Source organism: Streptomyces sp. NBC_01276 (genome assembly GCF_041435355.1).
Lineage (GTDB): Bacteria > Actinomycetota > Actinomycetes > Streptomycetales > Streptomycetaceae > Streptomyces.
The window spans coordinates 5,395,269-5,420,161 of the sequence record NZ_CP108442.1; the positions used below are offsets into that span (position 1 = coordinate 5,395,269).

21 protein-coding genes and 1 pseudogene are annotated in these 24,893 nt (G+C 72.5%); 9 read left to right on the forward strand and 13 right to left on the reverse strand.

Going from position 1 to position 24,893, the window contains the following annotated elements; genetic code table 11:
- Positions 1 to 126 precede the first annotated feature (126 nt).
- Complete coding sequence (gene map, locus OG295_RS24240; protein ID WP_371678775.1) at positions 127 to 984, reverse strand: type I methionyl aminopeptidase; 858 nt, start codon at positions 982 to 984, stop codon at positions 127 to 129.
- Positions 985 to 1,043: 59 nt separating this feature from the next.
- Between map and OG295_RS24245 the strand changes: the two genes are divergently transcribed.
- Entirely contained in the window at positions 1,044 to 1,280 is a 237-nt protein-coding gene (locus OG295_RS24245; protein WP_371678776.1) for a hypothetical protein, read from the forward strand.
- A 49-nt stretch (positions 1,281 to 1,329) separates the two neighbouring features.
- On the opposite strand, the gene OG295_RS24250 is transcribed toward OG295_RS24245, so the two are convergent.
- Complete coding sequence (locus tag OG295_RS24250) at positions 1,330 to 1,935, reverse strand: hypothetical protein (RefSeq protein WP_371678777.1); 606 nt, start codon at positions 1,933 to 1,935, stop codon at positions 1,330 to 1,332.
- Positions 1,936 to 2,028: 93 nt separating this feature from the next.
- On the opposite strand from OG295_RS24250, the gene npdG reads away from it, so the two are divergent.
- On the forward strand, positions 2,029 to 2,733 hold the full coding sequence (gene npdG, locus OG295_RS24255; RefSeq protein WP_371678778.1) for an NADPH-dependent F420 reductase: 705 nt from the start codon (positions 2,029 to 2,031) through the stop codon (positions 2,731 to 2,733).
- A gap of 56 nt (positions 2,734 to 2,789) precedes the next feature.
- Here the strand turns inward: npdG and OG295_RS24260 are convergent, their stop codons facing one another.
- Entirely contained in the window at positions 2,790 to 4,835 is a 2,046-nt protein-coding gene (locus OG295_RS24260; protein WP_371678779.1) for a TerD family protein, read from the reverse strand.
- A 210-nt stretch (positions 4,836 to 5,045) separates the two neighbouring features.
- Between OG295_RS24260 and OG295_RS24265 the strand changes: the two genes are divergently transcribed.
- Positions 5,046 to 5,237 carry a hypothetical protein gene (locus OG295_RS24265; RefSeq protein WP_371678780.1) on the forward strand — a complete coding sequence of 64 codons (192 nt, stop codon included), beginning with the start codon at positions 5,046 to 5,048 and terminating at the stop codon, positions 5,235 to 5,237.
- Positions 5,238 to 5,392: 155 nt separating this feature from the next.
- Positions 5,393 to 5,710, forward strand: a pseudogene (locus OG295_RS24270) (class I SAM-dependent methyltransferase); the annotation flags it as partial.
- A 78-nt stretch (positions 5,711 to 5,788) separates the two neighbouring features.
- On the opposite strand, the gene OG295_RS24275 reads toward OG295_RS24270, so the two are convergent.
- A complete protein-coding gene (locus tag OG295_RS24275; RefSeq protein WP_371678781.1) occupies positions 5,789 to 6,589 on the reverse strand; it encodes a site-2 protease family protein in 801 nt (266 codons plus the stop codon).
- A gap of 61 nt (positions 6,590 to 6,650) precedes the next feature.
- Between OG295_RS24275 and OG295_RS24280 the strand changes: the two genes are divergently transcribed.
- Positions 6,651 to 10,319 carry a BTAD domain-containing putative transcriptional regulator gene (locus OG295_RS24280; protein WP_371678782.1) on the forward strand — a complete coding sequence of 1,223 codons (3,669 nt, stop codon included), beginning with the start codon at positions 6,651 to 6,653 and terminating at the stop codon, positions 10,317 to 10,319.
- A 62-nt stretch (positions 10,320 to 10,381) separates the two neighbouring features.
- Here OG295_RS24280 and OG295_RS24285 read toward each other — a convergent pair whose 3' ends face one another.
- From OG295_RS24285 to panB, 3 genes are all read right to left on the reverse strand, one after another.
- Positions 10,382 to 11,233, reverse strand: a complete 852-nt coding sequence (locus OG295_RS24285) for an ABC transporter permease (RefSeq protein WP_371678784.1) — start codon at positions 11,231 to 11,233, stop codon at positions 10,382 to 10,384.
- On the reverse strand, positions 11,230 to 12,240 hold the full coding sequence (locus OG295_RS24290) for an ATP-binding cassette domain-containing protein (RefSeq protein WP_371678785.1): 1,011 nt from the start codon (positions 12,238 to 12,240) through the stop codon (positions 11,230 to 11,232). The genes OG295_RS24285 and OG295_RS24290 overlap by 4 nt, the downstream gene beginning before the upstream one ends.
- A gap of 139 nt (positions 12,241 to 12,379) precedes the next feature.
- Positions 12,380 to 13,240, reverse strand: coding sequence for a 3-methyl-2-oxobutanoate hydroxymethyltransferase (gene panB, locus OG295_RS24295; RefSeq protein WP_266838742.1), 861 nt, complete (start codon positions 13,238 to 13,240; stop codon positions 12,380 to 12,382).
- 306 nt (positions 13,241 to 13,546) lie between these two features.
- Between panB and OG295_RS24300 the strand changes: the two genes are divergently transcribed.
- Positions 13,547 to 14,575, forward strand: coding sequence for an endonuclease/exonuclease/phosphatase family protein (locus tag OG295_RS24300; RefSeq protein WP_371678786.1), 1,029 nt, complete (start codon positions 13,547 to 13,549; stop codon positions 14,573 to 14,575).
- Positions 14,576 to 14,672: 97 nt separating this feature from the next.
- Here the strand turns inward: OG295_RS24300 and OG295_RS24305 are convergent, their stop codons facing one another.
- Complete coding sequence (locus tag OG295_RS24305; RefSeq protein WP_371678787.1) at positions 14,673 to 16,427, reverse strand: NAD+ synthase; 1,755 nt, start codon at positions 16,425 to 16,427, stop codon at positions 14,673 to 14,675.
- 69 nt (positions 16,428 to 16,496) lie between these two features.
- Positions 16,497 to 18,050 (reverse strand): DUF4352 domain-containing protein, encoded by a 1,554-nt coding sequence (locus OG295_RS24310; RefSeq protein ID WP_371678788.1) that lies wholly within the window; start codon positions 18,048 to 18,050, stop codon positions 16,497 to 16,499.
- A 260-nt stretch (positions 18,051 to 18,310) separates the two neighbouring features.
- Between OG295_RS24310 and OG295_RS24315 the strand changes: the two genes are divergently transcribed.
- Together OG295_RS24315 and OG295_RS24320 are read left to right on the forward strand one after the other, a co-directional pair.
- Positions 18,311 to 19,042 (forward strand): DUF998 domain-containing protein, encoded by a 732-nt coding sequence (locus OG295_RS24315; RefSeq protein ID WP_371678789.1) that lies wholly within the window; start codon positions 18,311 to 18,313, stop codon positions 19,040 to 19,042.
- A complete protein-coding gene (locus tag OG295_RS24320; RefSeq protein ID WP_371678790.1) occupies positions 19,039 to 19,986 on the forward strand; it encodes an alpha/beta fold hydrolase in 948 nt (315 codons plus the stop codon). Before OG295_RS24315 ends, OG295_RS24320 begins: the two co-directional genes overlap by 4 nt.
- 16 nt (positions 19,987 to 20,002) lie before the next feature.
- On the opposite strand, the gene OG295_RS24325 is transcribed toward OG295_RS24320, so the two are convergent.
- The 3 genes from OG295_RS24325 to OG295_RS24335 form a co-directional block, all read right to left on the reverse strand.
- Entirely contained in the window at positions 20,003 to 20,671 is a 669-nt protein-coding gene (locus tag OG295_RS24325) for a DUF305 domain-containing protein (protein ID WP_371678791.1), read from the reverse strand.
- On the reverse strand, positions 20,668 to 21,318 hold the full coding sequence (locus OG295_RS24330; RefSeq protein WP_371678792.1) for a DUF3105 domain-containing protein: 651 nt from the start codon (positions 21,316 to 21,318) through the stop codon (positions 20,668 to 20,670). Before OG295_RS24330 ends, OG295_RS24325 begins: the two co-directional genes overlap by 4 nt.
- A 70-nt stretch (positions 21,319 to 21,388) precedes the next feature.
- Positions 21,389 to 21,727 (reverse strand): hypothetical protein, encoded by a 339-nt coding sequence (locus OG295_RS24335; protein WP_371678793.1) that lies wholly within the window; start codon positions 21,725 to 21,727, stop codon positions 21,389 to 21,391.
- Positions 21,728 to 21,950: 223 nt separating this feature from the next.
- Between OG295_RS24335 and OG295_RS24340 the strand changes: the two genes are divergently transcribed.
- Positions 21,951 to 23,312, forward strand: a complete 1,362-nt coding sequence (locus OG295_RS24340; protein WP_266838733.1) for a glutamine synthetase family protein — start codon at positions 21,951 to 21,953, stop codon at positions 23,310 to 23,312.
- Positions 23,313 to 23,382: 70 nt separating this feature from the next.
- Here OG295_RS24340 and OG295_RS24345 read toward each other — a convergent pair whose 3' ends face one another.
- On the reverse strand, positions 23,383 to 24,786 hold the full coding sequence (locus OG295_RS24345; RefSeq protein ID WP_371678794.1) for a GTP pyrophosphokinase family protein: 1,404 nt from the start codon (positions 24,784 to 24,786) through the stop codon (positions 23,383 to 23,385).
- Between the last annotated feature and the right edge of the window lie 107 nt (positions 24,787 to 24,893).

Consider the following 24,893-nt stretch of genomic DNA (forward strand, 5'->3'; position numbering starts at 1 on the left):
AAAGAGGAATCGGGCGCGGCGGCACGGTGCCGCCACGCCCGATCTTCCTGCTTAGGCTTGCCTAAGTCAATGTGTTCCCGACGTCCTGTCGGTAAAAAACGGCCCGGCCGCGGACCGTCTCCCGCGCTAGGGAAGGGTCAGGATCTCGGTCCCCGAGTCGGTCACCACGAGCGTGTGCTCGAACTGCGCGGTGCGCTTGCGGTCCTTCGTGACGACCGTCCAGCCGTCCTCCCACATGTCGTACTCGTGGGTCCCCAGCGTCAGCATCGGCTCGATCGTGAAGGTCATGCCGGGCTCGATGACGGTGGTCGCGTGCGGGCTGTCGTAGTGCGGGACGATCAGGCCGGAGTGGAACGAGGAGTTGATCCCGTGCCCGGTGAAGTCGCGGACCACGCCGTACCCGAAGCGCTTCGCGTACGACTCGATGACCCGGCCGATGACGTTGATCTGGCGGCCCGGCTTGACCGCCTTGATCGCCCGGTTCAGGGCCTCGCGGGTGCGCTCCACCAGCAGCCGGGACTCCTCGTCCACCTCGCCGCACAGGTAGGTGGCGTTGTTGTCGCCGTGCACCCCGCCGATGTACGCGGTCACGTCGAGGTTCACGATGTCGCCGTCCTTCAGGACGGTCGAGTCGGGGATCCCGTGGCAGATGACCTCGTTGAGCGAGGAACACAGGGACTTCGGGAAGCCCCGGTACCCCAGCGTCGACGGGTAGGCGCCGTGGTCGCACATGAACTCGTGCGCGACCCGGTCCAGCTCATCGGTGGTCACCCCCGGGGCGATGTGCTTGGCGGCCTCCTCCATCGCCCTGGCGGCGATCCGGCCGGCGATGCGCATCGCCTCGATGGTCTCGGCCGACTGCACCTCCGGTCCGGTGTACGGGGTGGGCATCGGCTTGCCCACGTACTCGGGCCGGCGGATGTTACCGGGAACGGAACGGACGGGAGAGAGCTCGCCTGGTACGAGCAGCGACTGGCCAGACATGCAAGCGAGTGTATCCAGCGGGTATGGGGCAGCATGGCGGACAGAGGAAGGAGCCGACGATGGCCCTGTTCAAGAAGCGCCAGGTGGGAAAGCCCGGCGAGTGGTTCTACTGCCTGGTGCACAAGAAGGTCGAAGAGGGCCCGGAATGTCCGGCCAAGGACCGCTTCGGCCCGTACGCCACGCCCGAGGAGGCGAGGCACGCCATGGAGACGGCGCAGGAGCGCAACCTCGAATGGCAGAACGATCCCAAGTGGAACGACAAGACCCGCGAAGACGAAGAGGGCACGACTCCCTGACCGGCTCCCTGATCCCCTGACCCCCTGCGGCCCCCCGCCCCCCTGCCCCTCACCAGCGGCTGGGGGGCGGCGCGGTCAGCTGGTCGGCCAGCCGCGCCAGCCGCTCCCGCAGCCGCCGCGGTCCGCGCCGCACCGGCAGGCCGTTCTCCCCGGCCGCGGCGCTGACCAGGTGCTGCACCGTGTCCAGGTCCAGTTCCGCGGTGGCGGCGGGCACCGACAGCGCGTCGTGCGCCAGCGTGCCCAGATCCGGGTCCCCGCCGTCCAGGGACAGTACGGTCGCCCCCGCCCGGCGGGCGTCGTGGACCCGCTCCAGCAGCCCGGCGCCGGGCCGCTCCGGCGCCACCACCAGCAGCGTGTGCCCGCGCCGGGCCCCCTCCAGCCGGCCCAGCCCCGCCGAGAGGTGCGGCGGCGCGTCCGGCCGCACGTGGTGGCGCACCAGCGTCGGCGCCAGCTCCGGCAGCCCCGACCAGGCGGCCTCGTCCACCAGGTGGGCCGCCAGGTGCCAGGGCTCGTACTGCTCGGTGCCCACCAGGAGCAACGGCCCCCCCGACGGCACCACGGACCGCCGCAGCGAACCGGCGAACCGCCGCGCCTCGCCGGGCCAGTGCGTCCCGGCGAGCACTTCGCGCAGCAGCGCGACCCTCACGGCATCCATGGCGGCATCCTGCACCACACGGGCGGACACGGGGGGCGTACCGGCACTTCCCACCCCTTCGGACCTGGCGTACTCGGCAGTACCCTCGCCCCCATGACTTCCTCAGACAGCACGCAGAAGCCGCCGGCCAAGGACCCCTGGGACCTGCCGGACGTCTCGGGCCTGACCGTCGGCGTCCTCGGCGGCACCGGCGACCAGGGCCGCGGCCTCGCCTACCGCCTGGCGCGGGCCGGCCAGAAGGTGATCATCGGCTCCCGCGCCGCCGACCGCGCACGCGCCGCCGCCGACGAACTCGGCCTCGGCGTGGAGGGCGCCGACAACGCCGAGTGCGCCCGCCGCAGCGACATCGTGATCATCGCGGTGCCGTGGGAGGGCCACGCCAAGACCCTCGAAGCCCTCCGCGAGGACCTCGCGGGCAAGCTCGTCGTCGACTGCGTCAACCCGCTCGGCTTCGACAAGCAGGGCGCCTACGCCCTCCGCGTCGAGGAGGGCAGCGCCGCCCAGCAGGCCGCCGCCCTGCTGCCGGACTCCCGCGTCACCGCCGCCTTCCACCACCTCTCCGCCGTCCTCCTCCAGGACGCCTCGGTGGAGGAGATCGACACCGACGTCATGGTCCTCGGCGAGTCCCGCGCCGACACCGACCTCGTCCAGGCCCTCGCGGCCCGCATCCCGGGCATGCGCGGCGTCTTCGCGGGCCGACTGCGCAACGCCCACCAGGTCGAGGCCATGGTCGCCAACCTGATCTCCACCAACCGCCGCTACAAGGCCCACGCCGGCCTCCGCCTCACCGACGTCTGACCCCCCCCCTCCCGGGGCCGCGCGTCCGCAGCGGGGCCCCGGGCGGCGGTTCAGGTTCAGCCCCTGCGCCCGGGACGCGCCTCCAGGGTCCCCAGATGGGCCAGCACACCGTGGTGGAACCGCTCCACGGCGTCGTCGACGCTGCGGATGAACCCGGACTCCGCGTTGCCCCTGGTGGTGCCCGTTCCCTTGACGAGGGTCAGCCGGAATCCGGTGAGCTGCGCGCCGTCCTTGGGCAGCAGGTCCGCCGGCTCGGGCCGCAGCCTTTCCAGGGTGCCGCGCGGCCCGTTCGTCCCCTCCACGAGGCTCTCCACGTGCAGATCGGCCGGGGCATCGGCCAGCAGCCGCAGCAGGCGCTTCGTCGTGGACAGCGGATAGGAGCCGGCCGGTGCCGGAACGTCCACGGAGGTACGGACCTTCGCCGTCCGCAGGTCCGCCGTCACCGCGATGACCCGTTCCGTCCCCTCGATCCGAAGTTCAGCCGTCAGCCGGCCCTCGGAGCAGAGCCTCTCCGCCGCCGCCACCCGCCTGGCCAGCGGATCGCTGCCGCGCCGTGCCCGCTGAACCGGCAGCGCCTTCTGCCCCAGCTCTCCGCCGAGGCGCAGACAGACCTGGCGGATCAGCCGCTCCCAGCTCTCGACGACCTCCACCGCACGCGGATCGCCGATGGTGAGGGTCTCGTCGTCGATCCCCCTGCGCACGGGAACCCACGAGGGCCCCATGTTCTGGAAGCCGTGGCAGCCGGAGTTCTCGTGCTGGAGGTACTCCAGAAGTTCCTGCAGCAGCCAGGCGTGGGCGGCGTTGGCCACCCCCTCGTGCCGGATCAGCATCTGCGTCTGGTGGGTCACCTCCGCCCACGACAGGTGCCACAGGCTCACCTTGTGCTTGCGCCGGCGGTCGATCTTGACGTCCACCACGGGGGCCCCGTCGAGCGCCACGTCGTTGGAGAGCGTGATCACGGCCTCGTAGCCGCGGCGCGCGGCGATGTCCACGTACTCCTGCACCTGCTCGGCCTTGAGCGGATTCCCGTTGGTCTTGGTCTCGACGAGCGCCGTCCACAGCTTGCCCGCGCGCTCGACCCGGATCACGCCGTCCGGGCGCCGGGGCGTCTCGCCGTGCGGCAGGGACACCTCGGTGAAGGTCTGCATCCGCCCGGCGGGCGCACCGAACCCAGCGGTCAGCCGACGGCCCAGCTCCGGCACCTGCGCCATGACGGCCAGCAGCACCGAGGTCGCACGCACCTCGCGTTCCCGGTCGCTCTTGAGGGCCGGGACGGGGAAGAGCCGCGCGGGCCGCCAGGAGTCGTTCTCGGCGAGGGTCTTTCCGGCCGCCTTGGGGAGCGTGACCTTCTTCCTGGTCGTACGGGCGCTCCTGCCGCGGGTCTGCGCCGGAAGGACGGGCACCGCGGGTTCCCCGGGCACGTCGAGGGTGCCTACCGGGTCGGCCACGGGGTCCGCGGCGTTCTCGACGGTTTCCCTGACGAGGTCCTCGTCAGTTGCCCCGGGGGCCTTCTCCATGGCGTCCGGGGCACCCGTCGAGGAGTCCGCGGCGCCGTCGGCCTCCTCGACCACGACGCCGAAGTCCGTGGCGAGTCCGGCCAGCCCAGTCTCGTATCCCTGTCCCACGGCGCGGAACTTCCACTCCTCGCCGCGCCGGTACAGCTCCCCGAAGATGAAGGCCGTCTCCACGCTCGCGTCGTTGATGGAGAATCCCACCAACGGCTCACCGGACCGGTCGGTGACCGTCATCCGCAGATCGTCGAGGTCGCCGAAGCGGGCGCCGCCGTACTGGCTGGCCGCCACCACGATCCGGGCCACATCCTTGGGTACCGCCGTCAGATCGACACCGATGCGGTCCTCGTCGCCGCTGTCGGTGGGGGTCTTCCCCAGGAGCTGCACGCTCCCGTCCGGGGCGGCGGGATTGTTGTAGAAGTAGAAGTCGTTCTCGCTGCGGATCTTGCCGCTCTCGTCCACGAGCAGCACGGAGACATCCGCGTCCCCGGCACCCGACGCGCTGGTCCAGCTCAGACTCACGACGACCGAGCCGACGTCCTCGCTGAGGGCGTTCAGACCAACGTTCGCACCCTTCTGGATCTCCTGCATGGTGTTCCCCCCACCCGCCCGGATCCGCCGGTCCGTGCGAACCGGGACGCGGGCGCTTGCTCTTCGCTCGCACGATCTGTTCGGCGCGCCGGGCGAACCGTAACCGGGAGCAGTGCGGAAGATCAGGCAAAGCGGGAAATCAGCCCCTCGACGATGGGGGACACTGGAAGGGTTCGACCCCCTTCCAGTGTCGCCGAGGAGCTGTTCCGGATGCCCCGCCTTGCCGTGTTCGCCGTTGTCGTCTGCCTCCTGGCCGTGGCCGCCGCCGTGGTCGCCTTCGTGGAGGGCAGCTTCCTCGGAATCGTCTGGGTGCTGCTGGCCGGGCTGACGTCCAACATGGCCTGGTTCTACGTGCGCAAGGCCAAGGCCGACGAGCAGCGCCGGGCGCAGCAGACCGCCTAGGACCCGCCCGCCGGGCTTGACCCTCACGTGGCGTGATGCCGCATCGTCGGGGGCGTGGAAGAGCACCTGACCGTGGGACGCGTCGCCGAGCTGGCCGGCGTGAGCGTCCGCACGCTTCATCAGTACGACGAGATCGGCCTCGTGCCGTCGTCCGCGCGGACCGCGACGTCACCGCGGTGGAACCGTCGGCCGTCATGCGGGCGCAGCGGCCCCCGGGCGCGGCGCCGTGCGTGGCCGCCGGTGCGGAGAACCTCCCGTTCGAGGACGGGTCCTTCGACGCCGCGATGGCGGTCAGCACCGTCCACCACTGGCCGGACCCGATCGCCGGGCTGCGCGAGATGAAGCGGGTGGCCCGCCGCGTGGTGGTGTTCGCACTCCGCGACGACCTCGCCTCGGGCCGCTGGGCCGACCGCAACCGCGACCTCGTCGCCCTCGACGCGGCGGAGCTGGGCCTGCGCCTGCTCGTGGCCTGACCCCGGCCGGCGGGGCGGGGGCCATCTGGGGCCCGTCGGCAGAGTGGCGCCCGGTCCCGCCGCTTTGCCGAAAGGACCTCAGCCGCCGGAGACCGTGCAGAGGCCGTCCGGGTCCTGCCAGAAGCGGTACAGGTTGTGGCCGCAGTAGGTCTCCAGCTCCGAGACGCCCAGACCGCGCAGGATGCCGTCCACCGCGCCGAAGAAGAACGCGTTCACCTCCGGGATCCACAGCAGCGCGAAGACCCCGATCAGCGCGAAGGGCGCCAGCGGCGCCAGTTCGCGGCGGGCCCGGTGCGAGAGCCAGGGCTCGATCACGCCGTAGCCGTCCAGCCCCGGGACCGGAAGGAAGTTCAGGATCGCCGCCGAGACCTGGAGCAGCGCCAGGAACGCCAGCGCGAAGCGGAACGTGAACGGGACGCCGTCCAGGGCGTCCAGCCAGAACGGCGCGGTGCAGACGGCCGCGAACAGCACGTTCGTCAGCGGGCCCGCGGCGGAGACCAGGCTGTGCTTCCAGCGGCCCCGGATCCGGTCCCGCTCGATGTACACCGCTCCGCCGGGCAGGCCCAGCCCGCCCAGGATCACGAACACGACCGGCAGCACGATGCTGAGCAGCGCGTGCGTGTACTTCAGCGGGTTCAGCGTCAGGTAGCCCTTCGCGCCGACCGTTATGTCACCGCCGTGCAGGGCGGTGCGGGCGTGCGCGTACTCGTGCAGGCACAGCGAGACGACCCACGCGGACGTCACGAACAGGAACACCGCCAGCCCCGGGCTGGCGGCGTACCCGGTCCACACCGCCCAGCCGGTGACCGCCATGACGGCGACGATGCCGAGGAATACGGAACTGATCTGCCGCTCGCCGCGGCTGCCCTGGTGACCCATGCGGCGAAACCTATCCCGGTGACCGGGCGGGCCCGGCTCCGGGTCCGGGGACAATGGGCCGGTGCGCTACGCGATCCTCGGTACCACCCAGGCCACCCACGACGACGGGACCACCGTCGCCGTGGGCGGCGCGCGCCTGCGGGCGCTCCTGACCGCGCTCGCCCTGCGTCCGGGGCGGGCGGTACCGGCCGCGCTGCTCGTCGGCGAGGTCTGGGACGCCGACCCGCCGGCCGAGGCCGTGCCCGCGCTCCAGGCGCTGGTGGGGCGGCTGCGACGGGCGCTGGGGCACGCCGCCGTGCGCTCGGGCCCGGGCGGCTACCTGCTGGACGCGGAGCGCGAGGACGTCGACGCCTTCCGCTTCGAACGGCTCGTACGGGCCGCCGCCGACGTGCCGGACCCGGCCGGGGCGGCGGCCCTGTACGACGAGGCCCTCGCGCTGTGGCGGGGCCCGGCGCTGGCCTCGCTGCCCGAGGCGACGGCGGAGGCCGCGCGCTGGGAAGCCGTACGGATGGACGCGCGGCGGGGCCGGCTCGGTGTGGCCCTGGCGCTGGGCGAGGCGGAGGCGGCCCTGCCGGAACTGGCCGAGCTGTGCGCCCGGCAGCCCCTGGACGAGTCCCTGCAGGTGCTGCGGATCAGGGCCCTGCGGGCGGCGGGCCGGCCGGCGCAGGCACTGGCCGCCTACGAGGCCGTCCGCCGTGACCTGTCGGCCCGCCTCGGCACGGACCCGGGCCCCCAGCTCCGCGCCCTCCACGCCGAACTCCTGGACCCGGCCGCGGCGCCGGGCACCCCGGCCCGTCACGATCCCGCCCCGGGACCCGTCCGGGGGGCCGAGGCGTCCGCCCCGACCGGGGCCACCCCGGCCCCGGCCCCCGACCGGGCACCCCAGCCCCAGCCCCCGCACCCGGCCGCCCCGCACCCGGTAGCCCAGGCGACGGCCGCCCCGCACCCGGTCACCCCGCACCCGGCCGCCCCGGCGACGGCCTTCGCGGCCTGGGGCAAGCCGTCCCGGGGCCCTGTCCACGGGACCGGGGAGTCCGTCCCGGCCCCGCCGGCCGAGGTCGCTGCCGACCCCGCGGCGGCCCGGCCCCCGGGCGGAGCCACCCCGCCGGCCGCCCCGGCGACGGGCACCGGCCGCGCGCACCGGGACCAGCCCCAGCCCCAGCCCCCGGCCCCCGCCGCACCCGCACCGCAGGCCCCCGCCGGGAACCTGCGGGCGCGGCTCACCTCCTTCGTCGGGCGGGAGGGGGACATCCGCGTGCTCGGGGAGGACCTCGGGCGGGCCCGGCTCGTCACGCTCCTCGGGCCCGGCGGGGCCGGCAAGACGCGGCTGTCCCAGGAGGCCGCCGAGTGGCACGCCCCCCGCTCCGGGGCCTGGCCCGACGGGGTGTGGCTCGTCGAGCTCGCACCCGTGGACGACCCCGAGGACGTCGCCGAGGCCGCCCTCGCCGCGCTCGGCGCCCGTGAGACGAAGCTGCGCGGCGCCGCCGCCGAGGAACTGCGCGCGCTCACCGAGCGCGCCGGGGACGCCCCGCTCGACCGGCTCGCCGAACACTGCTCCCGCCGCCGGCTCCTGCTGCTCCTGGACAACTGCGAGCACGTCGTCGGCGCCGCCGCCGAACTCGCGGAACGGCTGCTGACCCACTGCCCCGGCGTACAGATCCTCGCCACCAGCCGCGAACCCCTCGGCGTGCCGGGCGAGTTCCTGCGCCCGGTCGAACCGCTGCCCGACCCCGTCGCGCTGTCGCTCCTCGACGACCGCGGATCCGCCGTGCGGCCGGGCTTCAGCATCGCCGACGACCCGGACGCCGCGTCCGAGATCTGCCGCCGCCTCGACGGACTGCCGCTGGCCATCGAACTGGCCGCCGCGCGGCTGCGGCTGCTCACCCCGCGCCAGATCGCCGACCGGCTCGACGACCGCTTCCGCCTCCTCACCGGCGGCGCCCGCACCGTCCTGCCCCGCCAGCAGACCCTGCGTGCGGTCGTCGACTGGTCCTGGGACCTCCTCGACGCCTCCGAACGGGCCGTCCTCGCCCGTCTGTCGGTCTTCGCGGGCGGCTGCGACCTGGCCGCCGCCGAAGCCGTCTGCGCCGAACCGGGCGACGACGGCGACGTCGCCGACGTCCTCGGCTCCCTCGTCGACAAGTCCCTCGTCGTCGCCGAACCCGACGAGCGCGTCGGCGGGATGCGCTACCGCCTCCTGGAGACCGTCGCCGAGTACGCGGCCGAGCGCCTCGACGGGTCCGCCGGCGACCGCCCCGCAACCGAGCGCCGTCACCTCGTCCACTACCGCGAACTCGCCCGCACCGCCGAGCCCCTGCTCCGCGGCCACGGCCAGCGCGCCGCCACCGAGCGGATCACCACCGAGTACGAGAACATCCGTACCGCCCTGCGCTGCGCCGTCGCCGGCCGGGAAGCCGACGAGGTGCTCTGCCTCGTCCACGCCCTGAGCTGGTACTGGCACATGCACGACCTGCGCACCGAGTCCCGCCACTGGGCCGAAGCGGCCGCCGCCCTGGGCCCCGACCCCTTCGCGGCGCCCGTGACCCCCGCCGAGCCCGTGTACGAGCAGCTCGTGGCCTCGCCCCCGCCCTACTCCGACGAGGCGCTCGCCGAGGCCTGGCGGGCCCTGCACCTGGTGCGGCTGGCCTCCCGGGACCAGAGCAGCGCCGGCTGGGACGCCCCGGAGGTCCGCGCCCAGGTCAAAGGCGTCCTCGCCGCCTACCGGCCCGGACTCCCGCAGACCTGCCGCACCCCCGGCTCCCTGTGGGTCTACGCCGTCATGATCACGGGCGATCCGGGGCTGCTCCAGCGCGTCGTCGACGAGACCGTCAGCACCGCCCGCGCGCTCGGCTACCGCTGGGAACTGGCCACCGCCCTCCAGCTCCGCGCCAACATCCTCGCCAACCGCGCCGACTGGGCGGGCGACGCCACCCGCGACGCCGAGGAGAGCCTGGCCCTCTTCCGTGAACTCGGCGACGCCTGGGGCTGCGCCGAGGCGCTCTCCGCGCGCGCCGAGGCCCTGGAGAAGCGCGGCGAGTTCGCCCTGGCCGGGCAGTGCTACGCCGAGGCGGTCGCCTACGCCGAACGCCTCGGCGCCAAGGCGCAGGTGACGGTCCTTCGGGTGAGGATGGCCGGAGTGCTCGCCGAGGGCGGCCGGACGGAGGAGGCCGAGGAGCTCCTCGACGAGATCACCGCCACGGCGCAGAGCTACGGCAACGAGGCCGTGCCCGCCGCCCGGATGTTCCTCGCCGGCATCTTCGGCCGCACGGGCCGGATCCCCGAGGCGCGCGCACAGCTGCAGAGCCTGCGGGAGGAATTCGCCTTCGGGGCGTTCGCCGTCTTCGACGGGTTCCTGCTGGGCACCATGGCCTGGCTCGACAACCAGGAGGGGCTGTACGCGGAGGCCCTCGAACGGCTGCGCCCGGCCATGGGGATGGTCCAGGACCCGATGGCCCGGCTGATGGCCCCGCACATGCCGGCGGTGTACCTGCTGATCGCCGCCTGCTCCCTGGTCTCGCTGGGCGGCTCCGGCGGCGCGTACGACGGCGCGCGGCTGATGGGGGCCTACCGGGCGCTGCTGCCGCCCGAGCACTTCTCCGTGGCCACCGAACGCGAGGACGCCGCCCGCACCGAGGAGCTGGCGCGGGCGGAGCTGGGGGACGCCGGGTACGAGGCCGCGTACGCCGAAGGCGGCGGCCTCACCCTGGAGGAGGCCACCGCCCTCATCTGATCCCCCGCCGTCCCCCGTGGGGTCCGTCCGGGACGCGATCCGAACGGACCGGCCGGCCCGGATCAGGTCTTCTGGCGGAACTTGCGGACGGCCAGCGGCATGGTGACGGCGGTGAGGCCCACCGACCAGGCCAGGGTGATCCACACGGAGTTCCCGAGGGGGGTCCCGTTGATCAGGCCGCGGGCCGCGTCGGCCAGGTTCGAGAGCGGGTTGACGTCCGTGAAGCTCTGGAGCCAGCCCGGCATCGTCGTCGGCGGGGCGAAGATCGAGCTGCCGAACTGGAGCGGCATCAGCACCAGCATCGCCATGCCCTGCACGGCCTGGGCGGTCTTCATGGTGAGACCCAGCAGGATGAAGATCCACATCAGCGAGGCGCCGAAGACGGCCGACAGCCCGATGGCGAGGAACAGGTCCAGCACCGAGGACTTGATCGACAGTCCGAGCAGGAAGCCCATCCCGAGCAGGATCGCGATGGCGACCATCATCCGGCCGAGCTCGACCACGATCTTGGCGATGAGCACCGAGGAGCGGGCGATCGGCATGGACCGGAACCGGTCCATCACGCCCTTCTTGAAGTCGTCGTTGACCCCGGTCCCGACACCCATCGCGATGTTCATGCCCATCATCGCCATCAGGCCCGGGACCACGTAGTTGACGTACTCGCCCTGGTTGCCCTTGCCGGAGATCGCACCGCCGAAGACGAACACGAACAGCAGCGTGAAGATGATCGGCATGAACAGGACGTCGAACATCGACTCAGGGTCCTGCTTGATCTGCAGGACGTTGCGGCGGGCCAGGGCGCCGATGTGCCGCAGGTTGCCGCGCAGGCCGATCCGGCTCTCGGCCGGGTGCGGCGGCCCGGCGGCCGGGGAGGCCGCCGGGGTGCTGGGCTTCGTCGTGGTTACGGTGCTCATGCCGCGACCTCCTCGGTCTGCTCGGTGGAAAGGGAGTCCTCGGCGCTGGGCTTCTGGCCGGTGATGGACAGGAAGACCTCGTCGAGGCTGGGCAGGTAGGTGCCGATGTCGGAGATGGCGTACCCGCGGGCCGCCAGCAGGCCGACGACGGCGGTCAGCTGCTCGTCGGCCAGGATCGGCACCAGCAGCGTCCCCTCGTCCGGGACGGCCTGGGAGCCGGCGACGCCGTCCAGCCCGGTCTCGGCGAGGGCGCGGGCCATGCCCGGCAGGTCGGCCGGATCGGCCGGCCGGATGCGCAGGGTGCGCCCGCCGACGCGCGCCTTCAGCTCGTCGACCTTCCCGTTGGCGATGACCTTGCCGCGGTCGATGACCGTCAGCTCGCTCGCGAGCTGCTCGGCCTCCTCCATGTACTGGGTGGTGAGCAGCACGGTGGCGCCCTCGGCGACCATCCGCTGCACCTCGTCCCACACCTCGTTGCGGGTACGGGGGTCCAGGCCGGTGGTCGGCTCGTCCAGGTAGAGCACGGCCGGGCGGCCGATCATCGAGGCCGCCAGGTCGAGGCGCCGGCGCATGCCGCCTGAGTAGTTCATCACGGCCTTCTTCGCGGCCTCGGTCAGGGAGAACCGCTCCAGCAGCTCGTCGGCGCGGGTCCGGGCGTCCTTGCGGGACAGGTCCAGCAGCCGCCCGATCATGTAGAGGTTCTCCCAGCCGGAGAGCTTCTCGTCGACCGAGGCGTACTGGCCGGTCAGGCCTATGGTGCGGCGCAGCTGCCGGGGCTGGCGGACCACGTCGAAGCCCGCGACCCGGGCGGTGCCGGCGTCCGGGACGATCAGGGTGGACAGGCAGCGGACCAGGGTGGTCTTGCCCGCCCCGTTGGGGCCGAGGACACCGAGGACGGTGCCTTCGCGCACGTCCAGGTCGACCCCGTCGAGGGCCTTGGTCTCGCCGTAGTGCTTGACCAGTCCCCGGACCTCCACGGCGTGGGGAGCGTTGTCGTTTCGCGTCATGTCCACCATGGGACCACCCGCCGCTGACAAAGCTCCGACAGCCGACCGACAGGTGACCGACGGGAAGCCGACGGCCCGCCGACGTCGTGTCGGCGGGCCGTCGGTCACCACCCGGCGGGGCCGCGCGGCCCCGGCGGACTCAGTGGAAGGCGTGCTCCGGCTGCGGGAACGTTCCGCCGACCACGTCCTCGGCGAAGGCCTTCGCCGCGTCCGTCATCGTGCTCCGCAGGTTCGCGTACTGCTTCACGAACTTCGGCATCTTCCCGCCGGTCAGGCCCATCATGTCGGTCCACACCAGGACCTGCGCGTCGCACTCCGACCCGGCGCCGATACCGACGGTCGGGATGTGCAGGGACCGGGTGACCTCGGCGGCCAGCTCGGCCGGGACCAGTTCCAGGACCACCGCGAACGCGCCCGCGTCCTGCGCTGCCTTGGCGTCGCGCAGCAGCTGGTGCGCGGCCTCGTCGCTGCGGCCCTGCACCCGGTAGCCCATGGCGTTCACGGACTGCGGGGTCAGGCCCAGGTGGGACATGACGGGGATGCCGGACTGCACGATCAGCTCGGTCTGGGCCAGCGACCGCTCGCCGCCCTCCAGCTTGACCGCGCCGACCCCGGCCTCCTTGACCAGCCGGGTCGCGCTGCGCAGGGCCTGCACGGCGCCTTCCTGGTACGAGCCGAAGGGCAGGTCGCCGACGATCAGGGCCCGGCTGGTGCCCCGTACGACGGCCGCCGACAGCAGGGTCATCTCGTCCATCGTCACGGGGACGGTGGTCTCGTAGCCGAGGTGGCAGTTGCCCATCGAGTCACCGACGAGCATCACCGGGATGCCGGCCTCGTCGAAGACGGACGCCGTCATGGCGTCGTAGGCGGTGAGCATGGGCCACTTCTCGCCGCGCTCCTTGGCGAGGGCGAGGTCGCGGACGGTGATGCGCCGGGTGCCCGCACCTCCGTACAGGGTGGGGGAGGAGGCTTCGCGGGCAGGCGAAACGGCGTGCGTCATTGCAACTGCTCCTTGTGTCATCTCGAGGCGCCCTCACGGCGTCCCCGGACTCACCCACCATGGTGGCACCCTCGGCGCCGTGCGCGGAAGTGGCCGGGTTCCGACGCGCTGACCCGTACGTCACACTCCTGGCCCGCCTCCGGGCGCGCACGAGCCAATGTGCGCGTTTCGTGACAAGCGGAACCCTTGCCGCACGGCCGTTCGTCCTCCCGGTCGTACGGCCGCGAGGACGGCACGGAAGGCTCCGTACATCGCCTAGGGTCAAGGGGCGGAGACGGAGCGCGAGCACGGCAGCGAGGACATGGCATGGCACAGGCGTACATGACGGAGACGGGGAACGGCGGCGCAGAGCCCGGACCCTCCGGATCCCGTCTCCGACGCCGACTGGCCGGGCTGCGCCACGACCGGGGCATCTGGCGGCGCGGGATCGTCACCGCCGCCCTGGCCGCGCTGATCTCCCTGATCATGATCTTCCACGCGGAGCTGCCCAACGACATCGGGAACCTCGGCAGCCTCACCGAGACCTTCCTGCCCTGGCTGGGCCTGGCCGTGCCGCTGCTGCTGGTCGCCGCCGTGGTCCGCAAGTCCGCCACCGCGCTGATCTCGATACTGCTGACCGCCGTGGTGTGGGTGAACCTCTTCGGCGGGCTGATCACCGACAAGTCGGGCGGCGGCGGCAACCTCATGGTCGCGACCCACAACGTCGACGCGGACAACCCCGACCCGCGCGGCACCGCCGCGTCCGTCGCCAAGTCCGGGGCGGACGTGCTGGCCCTGACCGAGCTCACGGGCGACGCCGTCCCCGTCTACGAGAAGGCCCTGGCGGACACGTACAAGTACCACGCGGTCGAGGGCACCGTCGGCGTGTGGAGCAAGTACCCGCTGACCTCCAGCAAGCCCGTCGACATCCGCCTCGGCTGGACCCGCGCCATGCGCACCACCGCGGCCACCCCCTTCGGCGAGGTCGGCGTCTACGTCGCCCACCTGCCGTCGGTGCGCGTCAAGCTCAACGCCGGGTTCACGGCCAACCAGCGCGACAACAGCGCCGACGCGCTGGGCGCGGCCCTCGCCTCGGAGGGGCTGAAGAAGGTCGTCCTGCTCGGCGACCTCAACGGCACCATGAACGACCGCTCCCTGTCCGAGGTCACCTCGCAGATGCGCTCCACCCAGGGCGCGGCCGGCCACGGTTTCGGCTTCAGCTGGCCCGCGCAGTTCCCGATGGCGCGGATCGACCAGATCATGGTGCGCGGCATCAAGCCGGAGGCCTCCTGGACCCTGGCCCGCACCGGCAGCGACCACCTCCCGGTGGCGGCCCGGCTGACCGTCCGGCCGTAGCCCGTCGCCTGTCGCCCGTCGCCCGGTCCACGCAGAGGGCCCCGGCCGCTCCTCTCGGGAGCGGCCGGGGCCCTCTGCGTACGTACGGGCGCAGGAGCTACGCGTGCTCGCGCCAGCCGTTGGTGATGGGCAGGCGGCGGTCCTTGCCGAAGCCCTTCGCCGAGATCTTGGTGCCCGGCGGGTACTGGCGGCGCTTGTACTCCGCCGTGTCCACCATGCGCAGGGTCTTCGCGACCAGCTCGCGGTCGAAGCCGGCCGCGACGATCGCCTCCAGGCCCTGGTCGCGGTCCACGTACAGCTCCAGGATCGCGTCGAGCACCGGGTAGTCCGGCAGCGAGTCCGTGTCGACCTGCCCCGGGCGCAGCTCGGCGCTCGGCGGCTTCACGATCGAGTTCTCCGGGATCGGCGGGGTCTCGCCGCGCTCGGCGGCGGCCCGGTTGCGGTACTCGGCGAGCCGGAAGATGTCCGTCTTGTAGACGTCCTTGATGGGGCCGTAAGCGCCGACCGAGTCCCCGTAGAGGGTGGAGTAGCCGACGGCCAGCTCGGACTTGTTGCCCGGGGCCAGCACGATGTGTCCCTCCTGGTTGGAGACCGCCATCAGCATGGTGCCGCGCAGCCGGGACTGGAGGTTCTCCTCGGCGAGGCCGGTGAGGCCCAGCGAGCCCATGTACGCGTCGAACATCGGCTCGATCGGGACGGTCCGGAAGTTCAGGCCGGTCCGCTCGGCCAGGTCGGCCGCGTCGCCCTTGGAGTGGTCCGAGGAGTACTTCGAGGGCATCGAGATGCCGTACACGTTCTGCGCGCCGATCGCGTCGCAGGCGATGGCCGCGACGAGGGCGGAGTCGATGCCGCCGGAGAGGCCGATCAGGACGGAGCGGAAACCGTTCTTCTTGACGTAGGCGCGCAGGCCCACGACGAGCGCGTCGTAGATCTCCTCGTCGTCGTCCAGGCGGTCGGCGTAACCGCCGGCCACCACCGCCTCGGACGGGGCCGGCGGCTCCTCGGAGAGGATCACGCGGTCGATGCGCAGGCCGTCGTCGACGACGCCCTCCGGGGCGTCGGACCGCGCGGCCGGCAGGTCGAGGTCGACGAGGACGCAGCCCTCGGAGAACTGCGGGGCGCGGGCGATGACCTCGCCGGCGGCGTCCACGACGATCGAGTCGCCGTCGAAGACCAGCTCGTCCTGGCCGCCGATCATCGCCAGGTACGCCAGGGTGCAGCCGGCCTCCTGGGCGCGCTTGCGCACCAGTTCGAGGCGCAGGTCGTCCTTGTTCCGCTCGTACGGGGAGGCGTTGATCGAGACCAGCAGCCCGGCCCCGGCGGAGCGGGTGGCGGGCACCCGGCCGCCCTCCTGCCAGAGGTCCTCGCAGATGGCCAGCGCCACGTCGACGCCGTGCACCCGGATGACCGGCTGCGTGTCGCCCGGAACGAAGTAGCGGAACTCGTCGAAGACGCCGTAGTTGGGGAGGTGGTGCTTGGCGAAGCGCAGGACGACCTCGCCCCGGTGCAGTACGGCGGCCGCGTTCTCCGGGGAGCCGGCGGGCCGGCCCAGGCGGGGCGCGGCCTTCTCGGTGCGGTCGAGGTAACCGACGACGACCGGCAGCTCGCCGAGACCCTCCTCGGCGAGCCGCCGCGCGAGGTCGCGCAGCGCGGCGCGGGAGGCCTCGACGAAGGAACCGCGCAGGGCGAGGTCCTCGACGGGGTACCCGGTCAGCACCATCTCCGGGAACGCCACCAGATGGGCGCCCTGCTCGGCGGAGTGCCGGGTCCAGTGGACGACCGAGTCGGCGTTCGCGGCGATGTTGCCGACGTGCGAGTCGATCTGATTCAGAGCGAGGCGTAGTTGAGGCACGGGGCCCAGTGTAATCGTCTTTCTGACGCGATGTCCTGGGCCCCGGGTGCTTTCACAGGGTCGGATGCGTCACCCGACGGGTCCGGTGAACTTCGCGTCCGGCATCAGGATGCCGGGGGAGAGCTCGGCGCTGACGCTGCGCGTGCCCTCGGGGACCTCGAAGGCGGCGGTGCCGGTGGCGGACTCGCCCGGCTGGATCGTGCCCTGGATCCGCTTGGGCAGCCGGCCGTCGAAGACGAGCCTGCCCTCGGCTCCCTTGTCGTCCGTGAGGCTGGGCATGGCGTAGATGACGTCGTGGGGCTGCTTCGAGGTGTTGGTGATGGTGAAGGACACCTCCACCGCGTTGCCGACCGGCAGGTACTTGTTCGAGCTGACGTACTGCTTCGGGACGGAGAGGCTCACCTTGATCCCGTTCGGGTACGTGAACGTCTGGCCGAACGCGATCGGCGTGCTGATGCCGGGTCCCGTGGAGGGCATGCCGGGCGGCAGGGTGAAGCCGGACGGGGAGGACCGGGGGCGCGGGGACGCGTCCGGGTCGTACTCCGGGTCGTACTGGGGGTCGTCGTACCAGTCCGTGTCCTGGTGGTGGTCGGTGCGGTCCCGCGACGTGTCGACGATGGCCATGGTGAAGAGGAACCCGCCGACGGTGGCGGCGAGGCCCAGCAGGCCGAGGGCGATGCCGACGATGGACATCACCTTGCGCGGGGCGCCGCGGTTGGCGCGCACCAGGCCGGCGATGGAGATGCCGATGCCGGTGAGGGCGATGCCGGCGCCGGCCCAGAACACGAAGGGGACCAGGCCCACCCCGACGGCGAGGGTGGAGAGGATGAGGCCCGCCACGGCCTGGCCGTTGGAGGGCGCGGCGGGTGCGACGGGGTAGCCGGGGACGCCGTGGCCGTAGCCGGGGTGGCCGTGGGCGGGGTGGCCGGGGCCGGCGAATCCCGGCTGGCCGGGCGCTCCGTAGCCGGGGCCCCCGTAGCCGGGGTGCCCGCCGGGCGGCGGCGGGGCCCAGGCGTTGGCCGGAGCGCCGTACGCCCCCGCGTCGGGCGCGGACGGGGCGGCCGGGACGGGGGTGACCGGTGCGAACGCCGACGGGGCGGGCGCGGGCTGCGGGGCGCCGGGGCCCGGGGTCGCCCAAGGATCCGCAGGCGCGGCGGGGGGTGCGGCGGGCATCCCGGCCGGGGGTGCGGCAAAGGGCGCGGCGGGCGTCCCGGCCGGGGGTGCGGCGGGAGGCGGGGTCTGAGACGGGGCGGGCTGCGGCGACGCGGCCGGGGCCGCGGGGGCCGTCTCGGGGGCGGGCGGCGCCTTGTCCAGGGAGGGGGTGGGGGCCTCGGGGGCGGGCGGCGCCTTTTCCAGGGAGGGGGTGGGGGCCTCGGGGGCGGGCGGCGCCTTTTCCAGGGAGGGCTTGGCCGCTTCCGGGGCGGCGGGCGCCTTTTCCAGGGAGGGCTTGGGGGCCTCCGGGGTGGCCGGGGCCTTGTCCGGGCGCGGCTCGGTCGCCTCGGGTGCCGGGGTCGTCCCGGGCGTCGCCGGAGCCGGGGCCTTCGCCAGGGACGGCCCCGGCGGCGGTATCGGCGTTCCCTCGGGCTCGGTCGGGCGGTCGGGCGGGTTCGGGGGCGTGCTCATGCCTTGCGGAGTCCCTCGGAAGTGCGGTGTACGGCGTACAGGGGCCTGCGCCAGCCTGCCACGCGCTCCGCCCGCCTCCAACCGGATACCCCGTCCGGCCCCGGCCCCCGGGGGAAATCGACCGAACTGCCGCCGATCGGGCCCGGCGCCCCGGGAACGCTCCCGTACCCTGGCACGTTTCCCGGTCGGGGAGGCCGGCGGTCCCGCGAGGAGTCCCCGCGTCCACCCCGGATCTGCTGAGGATCACTCACACTATGCGCATGAATGCCCCCACAGGTGCCGGAAGCGCCGGCCGAGGCAAGGGCGCCGGCGGAGGGGGCGTGCAGGCCGTCGCCGTCCTCATCGGACTCGGCGCCGCCGCCTACACCGCCTGGGTGCTCGAAGTCGTGTTCTCCACCGGCGTCAATCCCATCGAGACGTACGTCAGCGAGCTCGCCGCCCAGGACCAGCCGCTCGGCGGCCTCTTCCGGGCCACCGACTTCACCGCCGGCCTCCTCGCCTTCCTCGGCGGCCTCCTCGCCCTGGCGCGCCTGCCGCGACACCCCGAGTCCCGCGGTCCCTGGGCCGTCGCCGGCTGGGCGGGCATCACCCTCTTCGGCGCCGCCACCGCCGCCGACGCCTGGCTGCCGCTGAGCTGCCAGCCGACCGTCGATCCCGTGTGCGCCGCCCGTGAGACCGCCGGTCTCGTCCCGGCCACCCACCAGGCGCACGCCGTCAGCAGCAGCCTCGCCATGACCGGCGCCCTCCTCGGGATAGTGGCCCTCACCGTCGCCGCCCGCCGCTACGGCCGCCTCGCGCCGCTCGCCCGGTTCGGCCCCGCCCTCGTCGCCCTGGAACTCCTCGCCACCGTCTGGACCCTGACCGCCATCGCCCTGTTCACCGCGGGGCACGGCACGTGGGCGCTCGGCGCGGGCCAGCGGCTGCAGGTGCTGCTGGTGGCGATCTGGCTCGGCGTGCTGGCCCACTCCGTGCACCGCGAGGGCCGCACATGACGCGAGGACCCCACGCGACGCGAGGACCGCACACCGGGACGGCCCCCGGCACCTTCGTCCGGGTCGACGGGATCCCCCTGCACGTGGTCGTCGAGGGCCGCGGCCCCGTCGTGGTGCTGAGCGCCGGGCTCGCCCTGGCCTGGTTCGACTGGGACCCCGTCGCCGCGCTGCTCGCCGCCCGGGGCCGCACCGTGGTCCGCTTCGACCGCCCCGGCCACGGGCTCAGCGCCCCCGCGCCCGGTCCCACGGGCGCCGCCGACGAGGCCCACCGGATGGCCGCCCTGCTGGACGCGCTCGGTCTGACCGGCCCCGTCACCGTCGCCGGGCACTCCCTCGCCGGGTTCCACGCCGAGGCCTTCGCCCGTCTGCACCCCGGCCGTACCGCCGCGCTGGTCCTCGTCGACTCCAGCGTCGAGGAGAGCCCCCGTACGAGGCTGCCCGCCGCCTGGCGCACCGGCGCCGCCCGTGCCCTCGGCCGGGCCGTGACCGCCGCCGGGATCCCGGCCGCGCTGGGACCCGCGGTCCGGCGCGGCGTCGTACGGGCCGGCCGGACGGGCGGGGCCGCGGACCCGGCCGCGCGGGACCTCGTGCGCCGCTGCTACCGCTCCGGCCGCGTCTGGCAGGGCGCGCTGCTGGAGAACGCCCGCTACCCCGACACCGCCGCCGAGCTGCTCGCCCTGCGCGCGGACCACCCGCTGGCCGCGCCCGCCACCGTCCTCGCCGGCCACGACGGCACCGCCGGCCGCGCGGCCCTGCGCTGGCTCGCCCGCCAGGCGGACCTCGCCGACCGGATCGGCGCCCGCTTCGAGGTGGCCGAGCCCTCGGGCCACCTCGTCATGCTGGACCGCCCGGACCACGTGGCCCGGGCGCTCCAGCACGCGGCGGCCCCGCCGGAGGCCCCGGACCCGCCGGACGCGACGACCCCGACGGACCCCGCGGACTGACCCGCGGGTACGCCGTTCACCCGCGCGGGGCCGCCCCGCGCTGCTTGAGCATGTCCGCCATCAGGGTGAGCTCCGACTGCTGCGCCGCGACCATGCCCTGGGCCAGCGCCCGCTCCGCCGGCGTCCGGCACTGCGCCGCGCAGCCCTGGGCCATCGCGACGCCTCCCTTGTGGTGGTCGGTCATCAGCTGGAGGTAGAGCACCTCTGCGTCCCGGCCGTTCGCCGCGCCGAGCCGGTCCAGCTCCTCCTTGGTCGCCATGCCGGGCATCAGCGCCCCGGGCTTGGTCGCGTGCTCCATGTGCCCCGCGTGCTCGCCGCCCCCTTCGGAGGCGGACATCCAGGACATCGGCGGCTCGTCGGCCAGCACCTTCGGCAGCCCCCACAGGTCCAGCCAGCCCAGCAGCATGCCGCGCTGGTTGGCCTGGGTGTTGGCGATGTCGTAGGCGAGGCCGCGCACCGGCTCGTCCTGGGTGCGGTCGCGGACGATGAAGGACATCTCCACCGCCTGCTGGTGGTGCACCGCCATGTCCCGGGCGAAACCGGCGTCCGGGGAGTAGAGCGCCGGAGTGGAGGAGGGGGCGGAGGAACCGCCCGAGCCGCCGTTCGCGGTGGCGACCGTGGCCCCCACCGCGAACAGCACCGCGAGGACGACGGCCGCGCCCGCGGCCCAGTACGTACGGGTCACTTGTCGGCCAGCCCGTTGGTGCAGGCGGCGCCCGGTTCGGGCGTCTGCGGGCCCTGCACGTACTTGGTGAAGAACTGCGCCACACGGGGGTCGTCGGCCTTGTCCACCGTCAGCTGCTTGCCCCACGCGCTCAGCATGATCGTCCCGGCCTGCTCCTTGTCCGGGCTCATCAGCGTGTACGGGGTCTTGCCCACCTTCCCGGCGAGCGCCTCGACGTCGCCCGGGGCGGCCTTCTCGTTGTACGTCACCCACACCGCGCCGTGCTCCAGCGAGTGCACGGCGTTGACCTCGGGGATCGGGTTCTTGTAGACGTCGCCGTTGCAGTTCATCCAGCGGGGGTTGTGGTCGCCGCCGACCGGCGGGTTCATCTCGTACTTGACCGGGGTCTCGACGTGGTTGCGGCCGAGCTTCTTGACGTCCCACTCGCGCTCGCCGCTCACGGGCGCCTTGCGCGCGGCGACCGCGTCCTTGTCCTTCTGCTTCTGCTCGATCAGCAGCCACGACCCGAAGCCGACGAGTCCGGCGACGATCACCGTGGAGATGCCGATGGCGAGGAACTTGTTGCGCCGGTCGCGTGCTTTCTCGGCGCGCCGCATCTCGGCTATGCGGTTCTGGCGGGAGGTGTTGTCCGACGTCCTGCTGGCCATGTGCCCTGGTTCCTTCTGCTGAGGGGGGTGTCGTGGTGGAGCCGTGGATGCGCCCGGGGCGCCGCGGCGCTCACGTCCGCAGTACTTGCAGGGAGTACAGGCCGGGCGCGCGCGCCAGGGTGCCGTCCGGCCGTACCGGCCCGGCCGCGGCGGCCGGGCGGACGGCGGGTGCCACCCGGTCCTGCGGCAGCGCCACGGCGGGCGGCGGGGCGGGCAGCACGGCCGGGGTCACGTGGGCCAGCGGGGAGCAGCCCGGCAGGTCGTACGGGGACACGCAGGCGGCGTGCGCGGAATGCGCTCCGGAACCGCCCGGGTGCGGTGGGTGCGCGGCGGCGGGCCGCGCGCACAGGAAGGCCACGCAGGCGGCCACGCCGAAGGAGATCAGCAGCAGGAGGGCAGCGCGGCGCACGGGCCGCCCGTGGCTCCCGCTCCGCGTGTGCTCCCAGCCCCCCATGGGCGCAGATGGTAATGCTCATGACGGCTCGGTGGTCAGTGCGGGGGTGTCATCGGCTTTCGGGGGTGCGTAATGTGGCGGAAACCACCAATGGCGATACTGGGCGGGCCCGACTGTGCGCCCCCCCGGTCCTTCGGGGCGGTGGTGCACGGATCGTCTGAACTGCGAGGATGAAGGCATGGACAAGCAGCAGGAATTCGTCCTCCGGACGCTGGAGGAGCGGGACATCCGCTTCGTGCGCCTGTGGTTCACCGACGTGCTCGGCTTCCTCAAGTCCGTCGCCGTCGCCCCGGCCGAGCTGGAGCAGGCCTTCGACGAGGGCATCGGCTTCGACGGCTCGGCGATCGAGGGCTTCGCCCGGGTCTACGAGTCCGACATGATCGCCAAGCCGGACCCGAGCACCTTCCAGATACTGCCGTGGCGCGCCGAGGCCCCCGGGACGGCCCGGATGTTCTGCGACATCCTGATGCCGGACGGCTCCCCGTCCTTCGCGGACCCGCGCTTCGTCCTCAAGCGCATCCTGGCCAAGACCTCCGACCTGGGCTTCACCTTCTACACCCACCCGGAGATCGAGTTCTTCCTGCTGAAGGACAAGCCGCTGGACGGCTCCCGCCCGGTGCCGGCGGACAACTCCGGCTACTTCGACCACACTCCGCAGAACGTCGGCATGGACTTCCGCCGCCAGGCGATCACCATGCTCGAATCCATGGGCATCTCGGTCGAGTTCAGCCACCACGAGGGCGCCCCCGGCCAGCAGGAGATCGACCTGCGCTACGCGGACGCGCTCTCCACGGCCGACAACATCATGACGTTCCGCCTGGTCATGAAGCAGGTCGCCCTCGAACAGGGGGTCCAGGCCACCTTCATGCCCAAGCCCTTCTCGGAGTACCCGGGCTCGGGCATGCACACCCACCTGTCCCTCTTCGAGGGCGATCGCAACGCCTTCTACGAGTCGGGCGCCGAGTACCAGCTCTCCAAGGTCGGCCGCTCCTTCATCGCGGGCCTGCTCAAGCACGCGGCGGAGACGGCCGCGGTCACCAACCAGTGGGTCAACTCCTACAAGCGCATCTGGGGCGGCTCCTCCCGCACGGCCGGCTCGGGCGGCGAGGCCCCCTCGTACATCTGCTGGGGCCACAACAACCGCTCGGCCCTGATCCGAGTCCCGATGTACAAGCCGGGCAAGACGGGTTCCTCCCGGGTCGAGGTCCGCTCGATCGACTCGGGCGCCAACCCGTACCTCACCTACGCGGTCCTCCTCGCGGCGGGCCTCAAGGGCATCGAGGAGGGCTACGAACTCCCGGCGGGCGCCGACGACGACGTCTGGGCCCTCTCCGACGCCGAACGCCGCGCGATGGGCATCGAACCCCTCCCGCAGAACCTGGGCGAGGCCATCTCCCTGATGGAACGCAGCGAACTGGTCGCCGAGACCCTCGGCGAACACGTCTTCGACTTCTTCCTGCGCAACAAGAAGCAGGAGTGGGAGGAGTACCGCTCGGAGGTCACCGCCTTCGAACTCCGCAAGAACCTCCCGGTGCTGTAACGCGAGCAGGGGCCGGCGGCGCTCGGCTGCCCGCCCCTGCTCGCCTCACCGGGGCCGGGCCGTATCCGGACTAGGTGAGCCAGGCCAGCAGCGCTTGCTTCTCATCCTGTTCGAGATTCATGAGATTCTCTGCGCGCTTGATGACCAGTGACGAATAGAGGCTCTTGATCTGCTCGACCGACAGTGGGCCGCGAAGGTTCTTCGAGTAGAGAATGCCCTTCGTGATGTAGTCGAGATGAGCACGCGAGACGGCGATGGGGAAATCGGCCTGCCTTGCGCGCCGAGTCATGTCGTTCACCCGGGCGAGGTCCAGCACCTGTTCGGACCAGTCGATTTCCCGAGAGGCCTGAGCGAGCCTGTCGTAGGCGGAGAGCAGCTGTTCTCGGTTGATCAGGGGGAGGTTCTTGTCCACCTGCTTGAGGGTGCGCGCTGCCTGCGGAATGCCCGTGTCGGATGCCGTTGCTCCGGCCGCGGCCGATGCGACGAAGTCTGCCGGCATGACGTATGCGGGAGGGCGGTCCGTGATGGTTACTCCCGTGGACGACGCTCGCACGAGTGATTTGAATGATTCGAACCCGAACCACCCGTGACTGACTTCCTGTCCGAATTCACGCTGGAGCTCCCACGCCAGGCTGGCCAGGTCGATCGGGCGGCTCAGGCCCTCCAGGCGCTCGCGCAAGTAGCGTCTGGCGGCTTCCTGCGACCCGGCCCCGCTCGCCACCTCGGCGTCGACCCGCTCCGGGGTCTTCTCCTGAGGCTCCTCGGAAGTGCCGTCCAGCGGCTCCTCGATGGCGACACTCGACAGCCTGTCGAGTTCCTCTCGGAGGTCCTGCGCGATGTCGTCCACGGCGGCCAGCAGGTCGGCCATCCTCTTGCTGAGGGTTCTCACCAGGGCGGGGGGCTCGCTTCCCGGCTTGTACGTGTCTTCGTGCGTCAGTTCCCCCCATCCGTCCTGGAGGAGCGTCCTGACTTGCAGCTCGCACGTCACGAGGTGCCACTCGACACTCAGGGAGATCGCGGTCTGGAGGTTCACGTGAACTGCCCTGTAGCCGCTGGGCTTCGGGGCGGCGGCATAGTCCTTCCAGGACTGCTCCTCTTGAGTGAGGACCGATTCGAAAGCTCCGCCTGCGACGGGAAGCGCCCTGATGAGCTCTTTCACCCTGGAGACGTCTGACTGGTTGTTGCAGGTGATCCGAAGTCCGACCAGGTCATCGATGATCTCTGGAATCTGACCCAAGCGTTGAATTGAATCCCGGTATTTTGGGAGGCTGAGCTTCCGCCAGGTTCGGGCCTTGCTCTTGACCCTCCGTCCGGTGATCCGCACACGGGCGCCTTCCATCTCGCTCAGGCTGTCTTCCAGATACTCGGAGAGTGCTCGTGCGGCGGCATCGCGGGCGGTGTCCAGGTATTTTTTCCTGTGCGCGTCGTACCAGTCGCTGAATTCCTGGTAGGAAAAAGGAAGCTCGTCGGCCAACTTGTACCCCTCACCTGAAGAACTGATCAAATGAAGAAAAGCGCGGCATCGCCCCGAATAAATCCGAATATGGGACGGTCGCCAGATAGCTTCACAGGCTACAGGGT

Coding starts and splice junctions, on each gene's coding strand:
- map (WP_371678775.1), bottom strand. CDS start 984: ATGTCTGGCCAGTCGCTGCTCGTACCAGGCGAGCTCTCTCCCGTCCGT.
- OG295_RS24245 (WP_371678776.1), top strand. CDS start 1,044: ATGGCCCTGTTCAAGAAGCGCCAGGTGGGAAAGCCCGGCGAGTGGTTC.
- OG295_RS24250 (WP_371678777.1), bottom strand. CDS start 1,935: ATGGATGCCGTGAGGGTCGCGCTGCTGCGCGAAGTGCTCGCCGGGACG.
- npdG (WP_371678778.1), top strand. CDS start 2,029: ATGACTTCCTCAGACAGCACGCAGAAGCCGCCGGCCAAGGACCCCTGG.
- OG295_RS24260 (WP_371678779.1), bottom strand. CDS start 4,835: ATGCAGGAGATCCAGAAGGGTGCGAACGTTGGTCTGAACGCCCTCAGC.
- OG295_RS24265 (WP_371678780.1), top strand. CDS start 5,046: ATGCCCCGCCTTGCCGTGTTCGCCGTTGTCGTCTGCCTCCTGGCCGTG.
- OG295_RS24275 (WP_371678781.1), bottom strand. CDS start 6,589: ATGGGTCACCAGGGCAGCCGCGGCGAGCGGCAGATCAGTTCCGTATTC.
- OG295_RS24285 (WP_371678784.1), bottom strand. CDS start 11,233: ATGAGCACCGTAACCACGACGAAGCCCAGCACCCCGGCGGCCTCCCCG.
- OG295_RS24290 (WP_371678785.1), bottom strand. CDS start 12,240: ATGACGCGAAACGACAACGCTCCCCACGCCGTGGAGGTCCGGGGACTG.
- panB (WP_266838742.1), bottom strand. CDS start 13,240: ATGACGCACGCCGTTTCGCCTGCCCGCGAAGCCTCCTCCCCCACCCTG.
- OG295_RS24300 (WP_371678786.1), top strand. CDS start 13,547: ATGGCACAGGCGTACATGACGGAGACGGGGAACGGCGGCGCAGAGCCC.
- OG295_RS24310 (WP_371678788.1), bottom strand. CDS start 18,050: ATGAGCACGCCCCCGAACCCGCCCGACCGCCCGACCGAGCCCGAGGGA.
- OG295_RS24315 (WP_371678789.1), top strand. CDS start 18,311: ATGAATGCCCCCACAGGTGCCGGAAGCGCCGGCCGAGGCAAGGGCGCC.
- OG295_RS24320 (WP_371678790.1), top strand. CDS start 19,039: ATGACGCGAGGACCCCACGCGACGCGAGGACCGCACACCGGGACGGCC.
- OG295_RS24330 (WP_371678792.1), bottom strand. CDS start 21,318: ATGGCCAGCAGGACGTCGGACAACACCTCCCGCCAGAACCGCATAGCC.
- OG295_RS24340 (WP_266838733.1), top strand. CDS start 21,951: ATGGACAAGCAGCAGGAATTCGTCCTCCGGACGCTGGAGGAGCGGGAC.